Source organism: Glutamicibacter sp. St.4D3 (assembly GCF_059728615.1).
Map to the genome: position 1 here is coordinate 2,389,978 of NZ_AP039380.1, position 13,892 is coordinate 2,403,869.

The following is a 13,892-nucleotide window of genomic DNA, read 5'->3' on the forward strand; positions in this document are numbered from 1 at the left end:
TCAGAGCAGCTGATCACCGCCGGCGCCTTCGCACCGAGAAATAACTCTACGCAATGATGAGATGATTGTCGAACTGACAGGGAGCAGTGTGCCCTACACCGCATTCGGGGCGTCCTGGTGGGCCACCCGGCGCGTCATCTTGCCCGGCCGAGCATGAATCCGGCCCTGCCTTGGCCTTAAGCTAGAGGTACGTACTCATCTTCTCAGACGTCAGGATGCCCCCAGATATGTCTAGAATCTCCCGCCGCATTGGCGCCATCTCCGAATCCGCAACCCTGGCGGTGGACGCCAAGGCCAAGGCGCTGAAGGCCGCCGGCCGTCCGGTGATCGGGTTTGGTGCCGGCGAGCCGGATTTCCCGACCCCCGACTACATTGTCCAGGCCGCCGTGCAGGCCGCCCAGGACCCGCGCAACCACCGCTACTCCCCGGCCGCTGGCCTGCCGGAGCTGCGTGAGGCAGTGGCGGAAAAGACGCTGCGCGATTCGGGCTACAAGGTCGAACCGAATCAGGTGCTGATCACCAACGGCGGCAAGCAGGCGGTCTACAACACGTTCGCCACCCTGCTGGATCCGGGCGATGAGGTCATCATCCCCGCCCCCTACTGGACGACCTACCCGGAGGCGGTGCGCCTGCACGGCGGGGTTCCGGTGTCCGTGTTCGCCGGCCCGGAACAGGGCTACAAGGTCACCGTGGAGCAGCTGGAGTCGGTTCTGAGCGAACGCAGCAAGGTGCTGCTTTTCGTCTCCCCGTCGAACCCGACCGGCGCCGTCTACTCCCCCGCCGAGGTCGCTGAGATTGGCCGCTGGGCGGCCAGCAAGGGCTTGTGGGTGGTCACCGACGAGATTTATGAGCACCTGACCTACGGGCAGGCGGAGTTCTCCTCGATCGCCACGCTGGTGCCGGAGCTGGCCGACAAGGTCGTGGTGCTGAACGGCGTCGCCAAGACCTACGCCATGACCGGCTGGCGGGTGGGCTGGATGATCGGCCCCAGTGATGTCATCAAGGCCGCCACGAACCTGCAGTCCCACGCCACCTCCAACGTGGCCAACGTGTCCCAGCGCGCCGCCCTGGCCGCGGTAGCCGGGCCGCTGGATGCGGTGAACGAGATGAAAACCGCGTTCAACCGCCGCCGGTTGGCGATCGTCGAGGCGCTGAACGCCATTGACGGGCTCTCCTGCCCCACCCCGGAGGGCGCCTTCTACGCCTACTCGGATGTGCGCGGCCTGCTGGGACGCGAGATCCGCGGGAAGGTGAGCACCACCAGCGCCGAACTGGCCGCGCTGATCCTGGAGGAGGCCGAGGTTGCGGTGGTGCCCGGTGAGGCCTTTGGCCCTTCCGGCTTCATCCGCATGTCCTATGCCCTGGGCGACGCGGACCTGGCCGAGGGTGTCGCCCGGATGGCCGCCCTGCTGGGCGAAGCCAAGTAGCACTGGCGCCCTGAGCGGCACCGAATACGCATCACGGCTGTGGCCGGAACCTGGGTTCAGGTTCCGGCCACAGCCGTTCCGGGCTTTCGGGCACCGGTCACAGGATCTTGCGGTCCACCGCCCACCGGGTCAGTTCATGGCGGTTGGACAGCTGCAGCTTGCGCAGCACGTTGGAGACATGGGACTCAACGGTCTTGACCGAGATGAACAGCTCCTTGGCCACTTCCTTATAGCTGTAGCCGCGGGCGATCAGCCGCATCACCTGCAGTTCCCGATCCGAGAGCAGGTCCAGTTCGGTGTCGATTTGCTCGGGCTGGCTGCTGCCGAAGGCGTCCAGCACGAACCCGGCCAACCGGGGTGAGAAGACCGCGTCCCCGCCAGCCACCCGCCGCACTGCATCGGAAATCTCGGGACCGGAAATGCTCTTGGTGACATAGCCGCGCGCCCCGCTGCGGATCACCGTGACCACGTCATGGGCCGCATCCGACACGCTCAACGCCAAGAAGCGGGTCTGCGCCAGCAGGTGGGCGCACCCGCGCAGCACCTCGGCTCCCCCGCCCCCGCGTCCGCCGGGCAGGTGCACGTCCAGCAGCACCACGTCCGGGCACAGTGCGGTGATCTGCTCGATGGCTTGTTCCACGGTGCCGGCCTCCCCAACCACCTTCAGGTCGGGATCCAGGTCGCTTTTCAGTCCCGAACGAAAGATGGCGTGGTCATCGACCAGCAGCACCCGGATCGGTGCCTCGGGTTCCTGGGTGCCTGCGGGCACTGGGTCAGTCATGGTGGTTTGCCTTTCCTGCCGTGGTGCGCGGCATCTTCAACTGTATTTCGGTTCCGTGCTCGCCGCTGCGGATCTTCGCCTCGCCGCCGGCCCGCTCCATCCGGCCCAGGATCGATTCGCGCACGCCCTGCCGGTCCGGGTCAATGTCCTGTGGGTCAAAGCCGTCCCCGCGGTCGCGGATGAACACCTCCACGGCCTGCTCACCGCATTCAATGAACACCGAGATCAGCCCGGTGGCGTGCTTGGCCGCGTTCATCATGGCCTCCCGGCTGGCCTGCACCAGGGCGTGCTGCCCCTCGAACCCCTGTGCGGAGCCCACGGAGACCACATCCACCTCGCGCAGCATCAGCTGCTCGATTTGCGCCGCTTCCTGGGAGATCTCGGCCACCACGTCTCCCTCGGAGACGTCCTCGTCCCCGTACAGCCACTGGCGCAGTTCACGTTCCTGGCTGCGGGCCAGGGCCCGCACCGCGGCCGGGTCGCCGGCCCGCTTCTGGATCACGGCCAGGGTCTGCAGCACCGAGTCGTGCAGGTGTGCGGCGAATTCGGCGCGCTGTGCCGCGGCCTGTCGGGAACTGCGTTCTGCCAGGTAGTCACGCCACAGTCTGGTGCCGAAGGGCAGCAGCACCACCAGCGCCCCGCCGAAGATCGCCAGCGCCGCCCAGATCCCGCCGATCAGATCCGAGGTGCTCACCGTCCCGTTGACAATCAGCAGCAGCCCGCCAATGACCAGCAGCAGCCCGACCACCAGCCGGCTCAGGGCCCCGGCACGTTCCTTGCGGGTGGCCTGCGGGCCGCCGCGCCCGTCAATCTGCAGCCAGGCCAGCAGCACCCCGGCCACGATCCCAATGCTTGGCCAAATCAGATCCCAGCGGATGTTCCACCCCAGCCATTGGCCCAGGGCCAGCAGGGCCAGCACCGTGAGCACCACGCCCACAAGCACCTCGCGCATGGATCCCAGCTTCAGGGCGACCTCTCGGGGGTTCAGGCTGCCGGGGGCGTCCAGGCCCAGCTCCTCGGCCAGGCTGCGCCGCCGGGTGCCGGTGCTTCGCTGCTCATCGGCCTGGGACTCCTGGCTGCTGGGGGTGAACACCCACAGCCAGGCGTACAGCACGGCCCCGATGCCGCCGATGGCCGTCAACAGCAAAAACCCCAGGCGCACGTAGCTGACCGGCAGGTTCAGGTGCTCGGCCAGCCCTGCACAGACACCGGCCAGCAGGCGCGATTCGCTTCTGACGATGCGCCGGGGCTGCTCGGGTGTCTCCATGGTTCAAGTCAAGCATGTTCGCAGGGTCTTTCCCCAGACCCACGTGGCGTTTTACGGGTGCCCTCAGGGTCGAATCAGGGTAGTACCTCATAGCGGGGGCGGGGCAAGGCGCGAAAGAATGGGGGCATGGACCAAGATCACTCCTCGCACAAAATCTTCGACAGCCTGCGTCAGCAGCAGATCCGCCGCAGCGAATCGCAGTGGCTGGGCGGTGTGGCCGCCGGCATCGCGCAGCGCCTGCAGGTTGACGCGGTGCTGGTGCGCGGTGTGGCGGTCGCCCTGGCCCTGCTGGGCGGAGTGGGCTTGATCGCCTACGGCCTGGCGTGGGCGTTCCTGCCGGATGAGAACGGCCAAATCCATGTCGAGCAGGCGCTGCAGAAGAACTGGACCAGCGGCATGACCGGTGCCCTGGTCACCTTCCTGCTCGGTGTCGGGCCCGCCCCCTGGGCCTTTAGCAGCATCGCCCCGTTCGTGTGGCCGCTGCTGATTGTCGCCGGCGTGCTGTTCGTGGTCTTTAGCCGCAACAACACGAAGTTCGCCCGCGGTCCGCGCCCCACCGACACCGCCGCCCCGACCTATCCGGCGGATGCCAGCGGACACACCGGCAGCACCGCAGTGGTGCTGCATGATCCGGAAGTCAGCTGGCAGGACCCGGCTCCTTCAGCGAACCCGGTGGATGACACGGTCCGCGCTGAGCAGGACCTGCCACGGCAGCCCGGGCCGCAGAACATCTTCGGGCGCTCGGCCTCCGACACGCCACCCCGTTCCCGCTTCAACATCAAGGAGCCCACCATGGAGTCCGATTCGGGCCACTACTACCCCGGCACCCAGCCCCCTTCCGGGCAGGATGAGTACCCCGGCAAGGATTACTACACCGGCAAGGAGTCCAAGGGCAAGCAGAAGATTCCGTTGGCACCCCCGATCCCAGGTTGGGTGGCCACCATCATTGTCGGGGCGACGGCACTGATCATTGCCGTGGTCTTCGGCCTTGACTACCTCGGACTGGTCGACTTCCCCGGCGGCTCCTGGCCGTTGGCGCTGTCCCTGGGCCTGCTCTTCGTGGGCCTGGCCCTGGTGATCGCGGCCCTGGCACACCGCACCAGTGGGGGCCTGCTGGGGTTGGCGATCCCGCTGCTGGTGCTGACCCTGATCTTCGGCAACTCCGGGGGCGTAAGCAGCAGCGGATTTGGCACCAGCTCCGGCGGGGTCATCACTTCGGACAGCGACGGTGAGTACAACGCGATCTTCAGCAACGCCACCATCGACCTGCGACAGTACGCCGACATCACCTCACCAACCACCGTCGAGGTCAACACCGTCTTTGCCTCGGTGAACCTGCGGCTGCCCGAGGAAGTGCCGGTACGCATCCAAAGTGATGGCATCTTCCTCTCCCAGCACGGTAGCGGCGCCCCGGGGAGCAGCGACTCGAGCAAACCACTGCTGATCGTGGACGTGAACGGCGCCTTCTCAAAGATCAATGCGCTGCCCTCGGACTCCAGCACCGTGACCACCCCAGATTTCTAAGGATGAGCAACAATGACTCCCGAAAAATATGACCGTTCCAAGTTCCCCACCGGAACCCTGGTATTCGGATTGATCCTGGTTCTGGTGGCACTGGCACAATTGAGCCGTCACGTGCTGTCCTGGGACTTCGACGCCCCGCTGTTCTTTATCGCGTTGATTGCCCTGGCCGGTGTCGCGTTGATCGTCTCGGGCATCGGCTCGGCCCGGCGTGCGGCCAAACGCAAGGAGTACCCGCCACACGACTCGACCGCCTTCTAGTACCCTGGGGTACTTTCACCCCGTGGCCCGTCCCCGAGGCGGACGTTGGCCGAACCCATTGTTTTGACGAGCACTATCTAAGGACGGACCCTGATGGATAAATTCTTCAACTCCCTGCGTTCCATGCCGCTGCGTCGCGGACCGGCGCGCATGGCCGGCGGTGTGGCTGGCGGCATTGCCGACAAGTTCGGCTGGGACGTTTCGCTTGTGCGGATCGCGATGCTGCTCTCCTTCCTGCTGCCGGTCATTGGCATTGGCGCCTACATCGTGGCGTGGCTGCTGATTCCGGCCCAGGATGGCAGCATTATCCTGCAAAAGTGGTTGCGCGCGCTGTAGCGGCCGCGTCCCGGCAAGCGGGGCGAGAGTGGCGGCGAGTACACCGGAAGGGATCTTCCCGGTGTACTCGCCGCCGCATCCTTAAGCCGATAGACTCGCAACGTAGACGGCTCAACGGGGCGCTGTGGACAACGACAGATGATGAACAGATCCAATCCATGAGGGTGGCTGGCCCGCTGGTCCTGCTCCGCACGCATCGGTGCGGCTGTTCGTCCCGGCAGAAATGAGCAGATATGCGTATTGGCCTGTTGACCTCCGGCGGCGACTGCCCCGGCTTGAACGCCGTCATCCGCGGCGCCGTGCTGAACGGGATCAAAAGCTACGACTATGAATTCGTCGGGTTCCGTGACGGCTGGCGCGGGGTCAAGGAAGGCGGCCTGATGCCGCTGCCGCGCCACCAGGTGCGCGGCATCTCCAAGCAAGGCGGAACAATCCTGGGCACCTCACGCACCAACCCGTTCGAGGGCGAAAACGGGGGTCCGGAGCAGATCCGCCAGACCCTGGCCCGCCTGGAGGTGGACGCGGTCATCGCGATCGGCGGGGAGGGCACCCTGGCCGGGGCCCAGCGCCTGTGCGAAGCGGGACTGCCGATTGTCGGAGTCCCCAAGACCATCGACAACGACCTGGACGCCACCGACTACACCTTCGGCTTCGACACCGCCAACCAGATCGCCGTGGAGGCCATTGACCGGTTGCGCACCACCGGCGAATCCCACCACCGGTGCATGGTGGCCGAGGTGATGGGCCGCGACGTGGGCTGGATTGCCCTGCACGCCGGCATGGCCTCCGGCGCCCACGCGATCCTGATCCCCGAGGTGTCCACCAGCATGGAACAGATCTTCACCTGGGTGCGTGAAGCCCACGAACGTGGCCGCGCACCGCTGGTGGTGGTGTCCGAGGGGTTCGTGCCCGAGGGTGAGGATGCCGCGTTCAGCTCCCGCGGGGTGGACCGCCATGGTCGGCCCCGGCTGGGTGGGATCGGTGAAGTCCTGGCCCCGCTCATTGAGCAGAACACCGGCCTGGAAACCCGCGCCACCGTGCTGGGACACATTCAGCGCGGCGGCGTGCCGACCGCCTTTGACCGCGTGCTGGCCACCCGCCTGGGCATGGCGTCGGTGGATTCGGTGGCCGCCGGCCAGTGGGGCACCATGGTGGCCCTGCACGGCACGCAGATTAACCGGGTCCCGCTCAGCGCGGCGGTGAACAACCTCAAGCGCGTGCCGCAGGACCGCTATGACGAGGCAAAGATCCTCTTCGGCTGACCCGGCCGCACATCATCCCGGCCCCGGCCCCCATCGCGGGGCCGGGGCCGGGGCGTTTAACGGCCGCGGGCCACCGCTGCCCTCCAGAGGAAGAAGGCCGCGGTGGCCCGCGGCGGTGCGTACTTGGCGCCTGGTCAGCCGCGTGGCGGGCGCAGGAAGCCGGTGAACCGGCCGGCCACCTGGCCGGCCTCCGGTGAAACGATGACCTCCTGGGCGGCCGGGTAGCTGCTTTCACCGTCCTGGACCACCAGTTCGGCATCCGGCTGCACATTGCGGCGCAGCGTGGCCAGGGCAATCGGCCCGGCCTCGTAGTGCAATGCCACCGAGGTGACCCGGCCGACAACCCGTTCCCCGTCCTTGACCGGTGAACCGGGCGCAGGCAGGGTGTGCATGGACCCGTCCAGGTGCAGCATCGCCAGGCGACGCGGCGGATGACCCAGGTTGTGAACCCGGGCAATGGTTTCCTGGCCCTTGTAGCAGCCCTTGTTCAGGTGCACCGCGGTACGCAGCCAGTCCAGTTCGTGCGGGATGCTCTTGTCATCGGTGTCCACGATGAACCGCGGCTCCCAGGCCGCGATGCGAAGCGCCTCCACCGCCATGGTCCCGGCCAGGAACAGGTCCCCGACCAGGGAGGCCAGCTGCTCCAGCGGCACGATGTACTCAAACCAGGGCCGTTCCAGGCCCGGGTGCTCCCCGGTGGAGTACGCATGTCCCCCGCCGATCACATTCGGCCAGGGGTTCTCCCACACCACATCGCCCAGTTCGGGGCGCGGCCTGGTGCTGGCAATGACCCCGTGGGTATTTGAACAATCCACGACTTCAACCCGGGACATGAACCGCATCGAGTTCAGGTACTCCGCCAGCGGTTCACCCCGCCCGGGCTCGGCGATGATCCACAACAGGTCGTCGGCGGCCAGGATTTTCAGCTCATGCTCCACCCGGCCCTGGACGCTCAACAGCAGGCTTTGGGTGCTCTGCCCCGGCTTCACGTCGCTCAAGCGCTGGCTGCTGATGGTGTCCAGCCACGTCAAGCGGTCTTCGCCGCGCAGCTGCAGGATGTCCAGGTGGCTCAGGTCCGCCACCGCGGTACCGTCGAAGAGGCTGCGGGCCTCACGGGTCGGTGCCCCGTAGTGGGCGGCAACCCCGGCATCCACGCCGGGGGCCTCCACGGCCCCGTCACGCTGCAGCAGAACCGAAGTGTACTTTTTGCTCATTCCTGGTTTCCGTCTTCTCCCGCTTGGCCCGGCTCGGTCTGGCCAACCCGTTTCAGGGCCGCCGACGCGTGGGCCTTCAAATCGCTATCGCCCTGTGAGACGTCCCAACGCCAGAACAGGTCCCCGCCCACCAGCCCGTAGATGCGGGTCGAGGAGGCGTAGGGCTTCGAGTTTTCGCTGCGCAGCAGGGCCTCGGTCGCCAGCTGAATGCGCGGGCCGTTGATGACCCCGTAGTACAGTTCGCTGAGACCGCCCGGATGGTTGATGCTGGCCTGGATCTTGAAACCGTCTTCGGTGCGCAGCTTCTCGACATCGTCGGCCGAGCGCAGCACCGGGAACGGGTCGCCGGGAGTCATGCCCGGGCCAGGGTCGGCGGCTTCCTGCTTGCGGTCCAGGGACCAGAAGCCGGACTCGACGGCCAGGGGGCGCAGCCGGGTGCCTTCGGCATCGGTGAGCCAGGATTCGCTGCGGTACTCCAGGTAGGGCAGACCGGTGTCCCGGAAGGTCACCTGCTGCCAGAAGTGCTCGTCATCTGCTTCGCCTTCGCCCAGCTTGCCCGAGCCTTCCCAGACACCGATCAGCCAGGACAGCGGAACGAGTTCCGGGGTGAGATCCGTGGGAATTTCAATAGCCATAACGGCGCTCGCTTTCCGTGGATGTAAATGAAAGAGGCGCACACCCTGCGGTGTGCGCCTTTCCTACTTCTGCCCCTTGAAAAGGCGCTTGACAACCAGTCCGGCGAAACCGGCCATGCCCAGACCGGCAACGGTCAGCAGCGCCAGGTAGAAGATCTCTAGTGCAAGGTAATTTTCGTTCATGGCTCCATCCTAGCGCGCCGCGGGCGCAGGTTACTTAATCAACGAGAGGCGAATCACGTGCCCTCCGTCATTTCCGATTCAGACCTGCCCGAGCACCTGCATGGCGTACCAGCTCAGCGACCCGGTCAACAGCAGGATCAGCGTGGATACGGCGAGCATGTCCTCCACCCGCTTCACCGCCCGGCTGGCCAGGGTGATGGCCCGCAGGCAGCCCACCAGCACTCCGGCGAGCGCACCAATCAGCAGGCAGTGGTACCAGGCCAAATCCAGCGGCAGCGCGCTGCTCGCGGCGCCGAGGGCCGCACCGGTGAGCGGGGCCAAGAAGATGACGGCGCGGTCCGGCAGCCGGGTCATGGCGCAGGCCCCGGCACCGAGCAGGGCGATGACGCTGACCAGGATGATGCCAAAGCCGCTGGGTGAGGCCCCCAACGCGGAGAGTCCAGCTCCCTGGGACACCACGGCCAGGCCGCTGATTCCGCTGACGGTGTTCGACAGCCGGCCGCTGGCCTCGGTCCCCCTGAACACCTGGGACATGAACACCAGCGGGACTCCGACCGCGATGACCAGCATGCTGGCGCCCATCCCCACCGGGCCGAGCATTCCCACGGCGAAGAAGGTGGCCAGCAGCCCGGCCAACGCCAGGATGATGCGCAGCGGCCAAGGCTGGGTGCTGCGGGTAAGGGTGGGCCAGCTGTAGGCGAAAAGCAGCTGCAGCACGGCGGTGATCGCTCCCACCGAGAGACCCGGAGTGTCCAGGGTCGCCGCCACGAGCAATGCGGCCGCGGCGAGCAGCCCGCTAATCAGTACCTTGACTCTCAAACTGTCCATCCTGGATCGTTGGCAACGCGCACATGGGGCAACTCGCGTTTATGACGTTCGGTGTTCTTTATACTGTGACACGTAAAAGAGATTTTTTCGTCAAACCACCCGGCAGGAGGTTCCAGCACATGGCGCACCTGCTGCTCTTGGGTGAAGAACGCGAAAACGCCTGTGTGCTGCCCGCGTTGGAGCTGCTCAGCCATGATATCCGACAGCTGCCGGCCACCAGCGATTCCCTGCGCCACGCCGGGCCCGCACAGGCTGTCATCCTGGATGCCACCGGGGATCTGGCTGCGGCCCGGACCGCCTGTCAGCTCGTGGCCGCGACCCTCAACCTCCCCCTGCTGGTGGTGATCCTTGAAGGCGGGTTGACGGTGATGTCCAGCGAATGGCGCGCCGATGACTTTGTGTTGCCCACCGCCTCACCGGCCGAAATTGAGGCGCGCCTGCGCATGCTGCTCAGCCGCGGGCCGTCCGCCACCGGCCCGGTAGACGCCGAACCGGTGGCTGGGCTGCGCATTGACGAGCTGAGCTACACCGCCAAGATTGATCAGCGGGTCCTGGACCTGACGTACAAGGAATTTGAGCTGCTGAAGTATCTGGCCCAGTTCCCGGGGCGGGTGTTCACCCGTGAACAGCTGCTGCATGAGGTGTGGGGTTACGACTACTACGGGGGCACCCGTACGGTGGACGTGCACGTGCGCCGCCTGCGAGCGAAGCTGGGCACCGATCATGAACAGCTGATCGGTACCGTGCGCAACGTCGGCTACCGCTTCCACGCCGAGCAGTAGGACACCGCTTCACCTCCGGCCGGTTCACTGCTGGCACATCCCGGGTGATGTTGCGTTCTGGTGGCGGCACGGGACTAGTGTGGGGTTTATGAGTACCCAGCCCAAGCTCCCCCTCAGCGTTCTGTCCTTGCCCGGCGCCGCCGATGACCGGTTGCGCCGCCAGGTCATGGACTTGGCCCGCACCGCCCAAGGCAGTGATGGCAATCCCCCGTTCAGCGAGCAAACCTTCATTGACCTGGCTGCCCAGCAGGCGGACCGCAGCCTGCTGGGCGTGTACGCGTACGCGGCCGAGGACAGCACCGAGGAACTGCTGCTGGGTGCGGCCATTGCCGTGCGCGGGGCGGAAACCGAGCCGTGGACGGTGGAACTGGTGGTGCATCCCGATTACCGCCAACGCCAGGTGGCCGGCAACCTGCTGCAGCAGCTGGGCGGTTCCCTGGATCTGTCCCAGGCCCAGGGCTGGGCGCACGGCGCACACCCTGCCGCGCAGGTGCTGGCCGAACGCCACGGGCTGCAGCGGCAGCGGGAACTGAACAAGATGCGCCGCACCCAGCAGCAGCCGCTGCCGGTGGCACAGCTGCCCGAGAACCTGCAGCTTCGCACCTTCGTCCCCGGCCAGGATGAACAGGCCTGGCTGCAGGCCAACGCGGCAGCCTTCGCCGACCACCCGGAGCAGGGCTCGCTGACCCTGGCCGACCTGCAGGCGCGCATGGCCGAGGACTGGTTTGACCCCGAAGGATTCTTCCTGGCCGTGGACCAGGACGAAGCGGTGCTGGGGTTCCATTGGACGAAGCTGCCCCAGCCCGAACCCCGCACCGCCCGGGTGGGTGAGGTGTACGTGGTGGGGGTGACCCCCGGCGCGCAGGGTCTGGGCCTGGGCCGCAGTTTGACAGCCACCGGGGTCAACCATCTGCTGGCCCGCGGGGTGGAGGCGGTCATGCTCTATGTGGATGCGGAGAATACCGCAGCGGTGAAACTCTACGAGTCCTTGGGCTTCACGGTCTGGGATGTCGATGTGATGTACGGGCCTGCGCGGTAGGATTGGCGCTAGGCAATGCGGCGCCTGACAGGGCTTGTCCCCCGGTGGTGTCCGCCATTGCATGACCGGCACCCTGAGCCAGGAAGCGAGATCAGCTGATGACCAAACCCGTGCTCCCACCAACCAGCAAACTCAAGGATGTGCCCTCATCGGAGGCCACCGTGGACCGGATCGGCTTGCCGGACATTGCCCCGGCCGCCACGCTGCCCATAGGTGGTTTCTCCGCCGAGCGCTTCCTGGACCGAGAGATCAGCTGGTTGGACTTCAACGCCCGGGTGCTGGAACTGGCCGAGGATGAGGATCTGCCGCTGCTGGAGCGGGTGAACTTCCTGTCCATCTTCACCTCGAACCTCGATGAGTTCTTCATGGTGCGGGTGGCCGGGCTCAAGCGCCGCATCGCCACCGGTCTGGCGGTGCCGGCCGCCACCGGGATGAACCCGGTGGACCAGCTGGAACTGATCCTGGCCAACGCCTACAAGCTGCAGCTGCGCCACGCGAAGGTGTTCGCCGATTCGGTGCGCCCAAAGCTGCAGGAAGAGGGCATTGCCCTGGTCGGGTGGAAGGACTTGAGCCCGAAGGAACGCGACGAGCTTTCCCAGTGGTTCATCAAGCAGGTCTTCCCGGTGCTCACCCCGCTGGCGGTGGACCCCGCCCACCCGTTCCCCTACATTTCCGGGCTGTCGCTGAACATGGCCGTTGTGGTGCGCAACCCGCAAACCCAGAAGGACCTGTTCGCTCGCCTGAAGGTGCCGGACACCATCATGCGCCTGATTTCCGTGGACGGGCTGCGCGCGGCCCACTCCTCGCACAGCCAGGCCCGGTTCATTGCCCTGGAAGATGTCATTGCCGAGCACCTGGACCAGTTGTTCCCCGGCATGGACATTGTCGAGCACCACTTCTTCCGCATCACCCGCAATGAGGACCTGGAGGTGGAAGAGGACGACGCGGAGAACCTGCTCCAGGCCCTGGAGAAGGAGCTGCTGCGCCGCCGCTTCGGCCCGCCGGTGCGCCTGGAGGTCGCCGATGACATCAACCCGCAGATCCTGGAACTGCTGGTGCGCGAACTGGGCATCGAGGACGATGAGGTGTTCAAGCTGCCCACGCCGCTGGATTTGCGGGGGCTCGGCGTCATTGCCGGGCTGGACCGCACCGAACTGCACTACCCGAAGCATGTGGGGCACACCTCCAGCCTGCTGAACGTCTCGGAAACCTCCAAGGCGGCCAACGTCTTCGCCGCGGTGCGCCGCCGCGACATCCTGCTGCACCACCCCTATGACTCGTTCTCCACCTCCGTGCAGGCCTTTTTGGAGCAGGCGGCCGCGGACCCGAAGGTCATGGCCATCAAGCAGACGCTGTACCGCACCAGCGGGGACTCGCCGATCGTGGATGCGCTGATCGACGCGGCCGAGGCCGGCAAGCAGGTGCTGGCGCTGGTGGAGATCAAGGCCCGCTTCGATGAGCAGGCCAACATCACCTGGGCGCGGAAGCTGGAGCAGGCCGGGGTGCACGTGGTGTACGGCATCGTGGGGCTCAAGACCCACTCCAAGCTGTCCCTGGTGGTGCGCCGCGAGGGCGACAAGCTGCGGCGCTACTGCCACATCGGCACCGGCAACTACCACCCGCGCACCGCCCGCTACTACGAGGACCTGGGCTTGCTCACCTGCGATGACACCGTGGGCGAGGATGTCTCCAAACTGTTCAACCAGCTCTCGGGCTACGCCCCGCGCTCCACCTACCAGCGTCTGCTGGTCGCCCCGCGCTCGCTGCGCTGGGGGCTGGTGCAGCGCATTGAGCAGGAGATCGCCAACGCGCAGGCCGGCATCGACTCCCGGGTGGTGATCAAGGTCAACTCGATGGTCGACGAGACCATCATCGACGCCCTGTACCGGGCCAGCCAGGCCGGGGTGAAGGTCGATGTGATCGTGCGCGGGATCTGTGCGCTGCGTCCCGGGGTCCCGGGGCTGAGCGAGAACATCCGGGTGCGCTCGATCCTGGGCCGGTTCCTGGAGCACAGCCGCGTGTTCATGTTCGCCAACGACGGGGACCCGGTGGTCTACATCGGTTCGGCGGACATGATGCACCGCAATCTGGACCGCCGGGTGGAGGCGCTGGTGTCACTGGCCGAACCGGAGGACATCGCCAACCTGATCGCCATCCTGGACCGCTACCTGGATGAGCAGACCTCATCCTGGCACCTGCTGGCGGACGGGGACTGGGAGCGACACCACCGTGACGCGGACGGCCAGCCGCTGCTGGATGTGCAATCATGGCTGATCGAGACCCACTCGCGCCGGCGCAACCCGGGTCGCGGAAACTAGTGGCAGCCAATCAGATCAAAGGATCGACCAACACCGTG

At 66.4% G+C, this 13,892-nt stretch carries 13 protein-coding genes; 8 read left to right on the forward strand and 5 right to left on the reverse strand.

Features of this window, described 5'->3' with window-relative positions; genetic code table 11:
* Window positions 1-227 precede the first annotated feature (227 nt).
* Window positions 228-1,427, forward strand: a complete 1,200-nt coding sequence (locus AC6I21_RS11020) for an aminotransferase class I/II-fold pyridoxal phosphate-dependent enzyme (RefSeq protein ID WP_054820896.1) — start codon at window positions 228-230, stop codon at window positions 1,425-1,427.
* Between the two features lie 97 nt (window positions 1,428-1,524).
* Here the strand turns inward: AC6I21_RS11020 and AC6I21_RS11025 are convergent, their stop codons facing one another.
* Entirely contained in the window at window positions 1,525-2,208 is a 684-nt protein-coding gene (locus tag AC6I21_RS11025; RefSeq protein ID WP_497762384.1) for a LuxR C-terminal-related transcriptional regulator, read from the reverse strand.
* Window positions 2,201-3,475: an ATP-binding protein gene (locus AC6I21_RS11030; protein ID WP_497762385.1), complete on the reverse strand. Its 1,275-nt coding sequence runs from the start codon at window positions 3,473-3,475 to the stop codon at window positions 2,201-2,203. Before AC6I21_RS11030 ends, AC6I21_RS11025 begins: the two co-directional genes overlap by 8 nt.
* A 126-nt stretch (window positions 3,476-3,601) precedes the next feature.
* Here AC6I21_RS11030 and AC6I21_RS11035 point away from each other — a divergent pair, with 126 nt between their 5' ends.
* The 4 genes from AC6I21_RS11035 (at window position 3,602) to AC6I21_RS11050 (ending at window position 6,855) form a co-directional block, all read left to right on the forward strand.
* Window positions 3,602-4,999 carry a PspC domain-containing protein gene (locus AC6I21_RS11035; RefSeq protein ID WP_497762386.1) on the forward strand — a complete coding sequence of 466 codons (1,398 nt, stop codon included), beginning with the start codon at window positions 3,602-3,604 and terminating at the stop codon, window positions 4,997-4,999.
* A 12-nt stretch (window positions 5,000-5,011) separates the two neighbouring features.
* The gene (locus tag AC6I21_RS11040) at window positions 5,012-5,257 is read left to right on the forward strand and encodes a hypothetical protein (protein ID WP_343831899.1); all 246 of its coding nucleotides are present in this window, start codon (window positions 5,012-5,014) and stop codon (window positions 5,255-5,257) included.
* Between the two features lie 93 nt (window positions 5,258-5,350).
* Window positions 5,351-5,593, forward strand: a complete 243-nt coding sequence (locus AC6I21_RS11045; protein WP_054821522.1) for a PspC domain-containing protein — start codon at window positions 5,351-5,353, stop codon at window positions 5,591-5,593.
* Between the two features lie 233 nt (window positions 5,594-5,826).
* A complete protein-coding gene (locus AC6I21_RS11050; RefSeq protein WP_497762387.1) occupies window positions 5,827-6,855 on the forward strand; it encodes a 6-phosphofructokinase in 1,029 nt (342 codons plus the stop codon).
* 134 nt (window positions 6,856-6,989) lie between these two features.
* Here the strand turns inward: AC6I21_RS11050 and ygfZ are convergent, their stop codons facing one another.
* The 3 genes from ygfZ to AC6I21_RS11065 form a co-directional block, all read right to left on the reverse strand.
* On the reverse strand, window positions 6,990-8,069 hold the full coding sequence (gene ygfZ / locus AC6I21_RS11055) for a CAF17-like 4Fe-4S cluster assembly/insertion protein YgfZ (RefSeq protein WP_497762388.1): 1,080 nt from the start codon (window positions 8,067-8,069) through the stop codon (window positions 6,990-6,992).
* Entirely contained in the window at window positions 8,066-8,704 is a 639-nt protein-coding gene (locus tag AC6I21_RS11060) for a nitrobindin family protein (RefSeq protein WP_346921558.1), read from the reverse strand. The genes ygfZ and AC6I21_RS11060 overlap by 4 nt, the downstream gene beginning before the upstream one ends.
* Window positions 8,705-8,965: 261 nt before the next feature.
* Window positions 8,966-9,715, reverse strand: coding sequence for a hypothetical protein (locus AC6I21_RS11065; RefSeq protein ID WP_497762389.1), 750 nt, complete (start codon window positions 9,713-9,715; stop codon window positions 8,966-8,968).
* A 119-nt stretch (window positions 9,716-9,834) separates the two neighbouring features.
* Here AC6I21_RS11065 and AC6I21_RS11070 point away from each other — a divergent pair, with 119 nt between their 5' ends.
* The 3 genes from AC6I21_RS11070 to AC6I21_RS11080 all read left to right on the forward strand — a co-directional run bounded on the left by AC6I21_RS11070 (window position 9,835) and on the right by AC6I21_RS11080 (window position 13,854).
* Window positions 9,835-10,497 carry a winged helix family transcriptional regulator gene (locus AC6I21_RS11070; protein WP_138926614.1) on the forward strand — a complete coding sequence of 221 codons (663 nt, stop codon included), beginning with the start codon at window positions 9,835-9,837 and terminating at the stop codon, window positions 10,495-10,497.
* 88 nt (window positions 10,498-10,585) lie between these two features.
* A complete protein-coding gene (gene mshD, locus AC6I21_RS11075) occupies window positions 10,586-11,536 on the forward strand; it encodes a mycothiol synthase (RefSeq protein ID WP_497762390.1) in 951 nt (316 codons plus the stop codon).
* 98 nt (window positions 11,537-11,634) lie between these two features.
* Window positions 11,635-13,854, forward strand: a complete 2,220-nt coding sequence (locus AC6I21_RS11080; RefSeq protein ID WP_138177114.1) for an RNA degradosome polyphosphate kinase — start codon at window positions 11,635-11,637, stop codon at window positions 13,852-13,854.
* Window positions 13,855-13,892 lie beyond the last annotated feature (38 nt).

Coding starts and splice junctions, on each gene's coding strand:
- AC6I21_RS11080 (WP_138177114.1), top strand. CDS start 11,635: ATGACCAAACCCGTGCTCCCACCAACCAGCAAACTCAAGGATGTGCCC.
- AC6I21_RS11065 (WP_497762389.1), bottom strand. CDS start 9,715: ATGGACAGTTTGAGAGTCAAGGTACTGATTAGCGGGCTGCTCGCCGCG.
- AC6I21_RS11045 (WP_054821522.1), top strand. CDS start 5,351: ATGGATAAATTCTTCAACTCCCTGCGTTCCATGCCGCTGCGTCGCGGA.
- AC6I21_RS11035 (WP_497762386.1), top strand. CDS start 3,602: ATGGACCAAGATCACTCCTCGCACAAAATCTTCGACAGCCTGCGTCAG.
- AC6I21_RS11050 (WP_497762387.1), top strand. CDS start 5,827: ATGCGTATTGGCCTGTTGACCTCCGGCGGCGACTGCCCCGGCTTGAAC.
- AC6I21_RS11020 (WP_054820896.1), top strand. CDS start 228: ATGTCTAGAATCTCCCGCCGCATTGGCGCCATCTCCGAATCCGCAACC.
- AC6I21_RS11030 (WP_497762385.1), bottom strand. CDS start 3,475: ATGGAGACACCCGAGCAGCCCCGGCGCATCGTCAGAAGCGAATCGCGC.
- AC6I21_RS11025 (WP_497762384.1), bottom strand. CDS start 2,208: ATGACTGACCCAGTGCCCGCAGGCACCCAGGAACCCGAGGCACCGATC.
- AC6I21_RS11070 (WP_138926614.1), top strand. CDS start 9,835: ATGGCGCACCTGCTGCTCTTGGGTGAAGAACGCGAAAACGCCTGTGTG.
- AC6I21_RS11040 (WP_343831899.1), top strand. CDS start 5,012: ATGACTCCCGAAAAATATGACCGTTCCAAGTTCCCCACCGGAACCCTG.
- mshD (WP_497762390.1), top strand. CDS start 10,586: ATGAGTACCCAGCCCAAGCTCCCCCTCAGCGTTCTGTCCTTGCCCGGC.
- ygfZ (WP_497762388.1), bottom strand. CDS start 8,069: ATGAGCAAAAAGTACACTTCGGTTCTGCTGCAGCGTGACGGGGCCGTG.
- AC6I21_RS11060 (WP_346921558.1), bottom strand. CDS start 8,704: ATGGCTATTGAAATTCCCACGGATCTCACCCCGGAACTCGTTCCGCTG.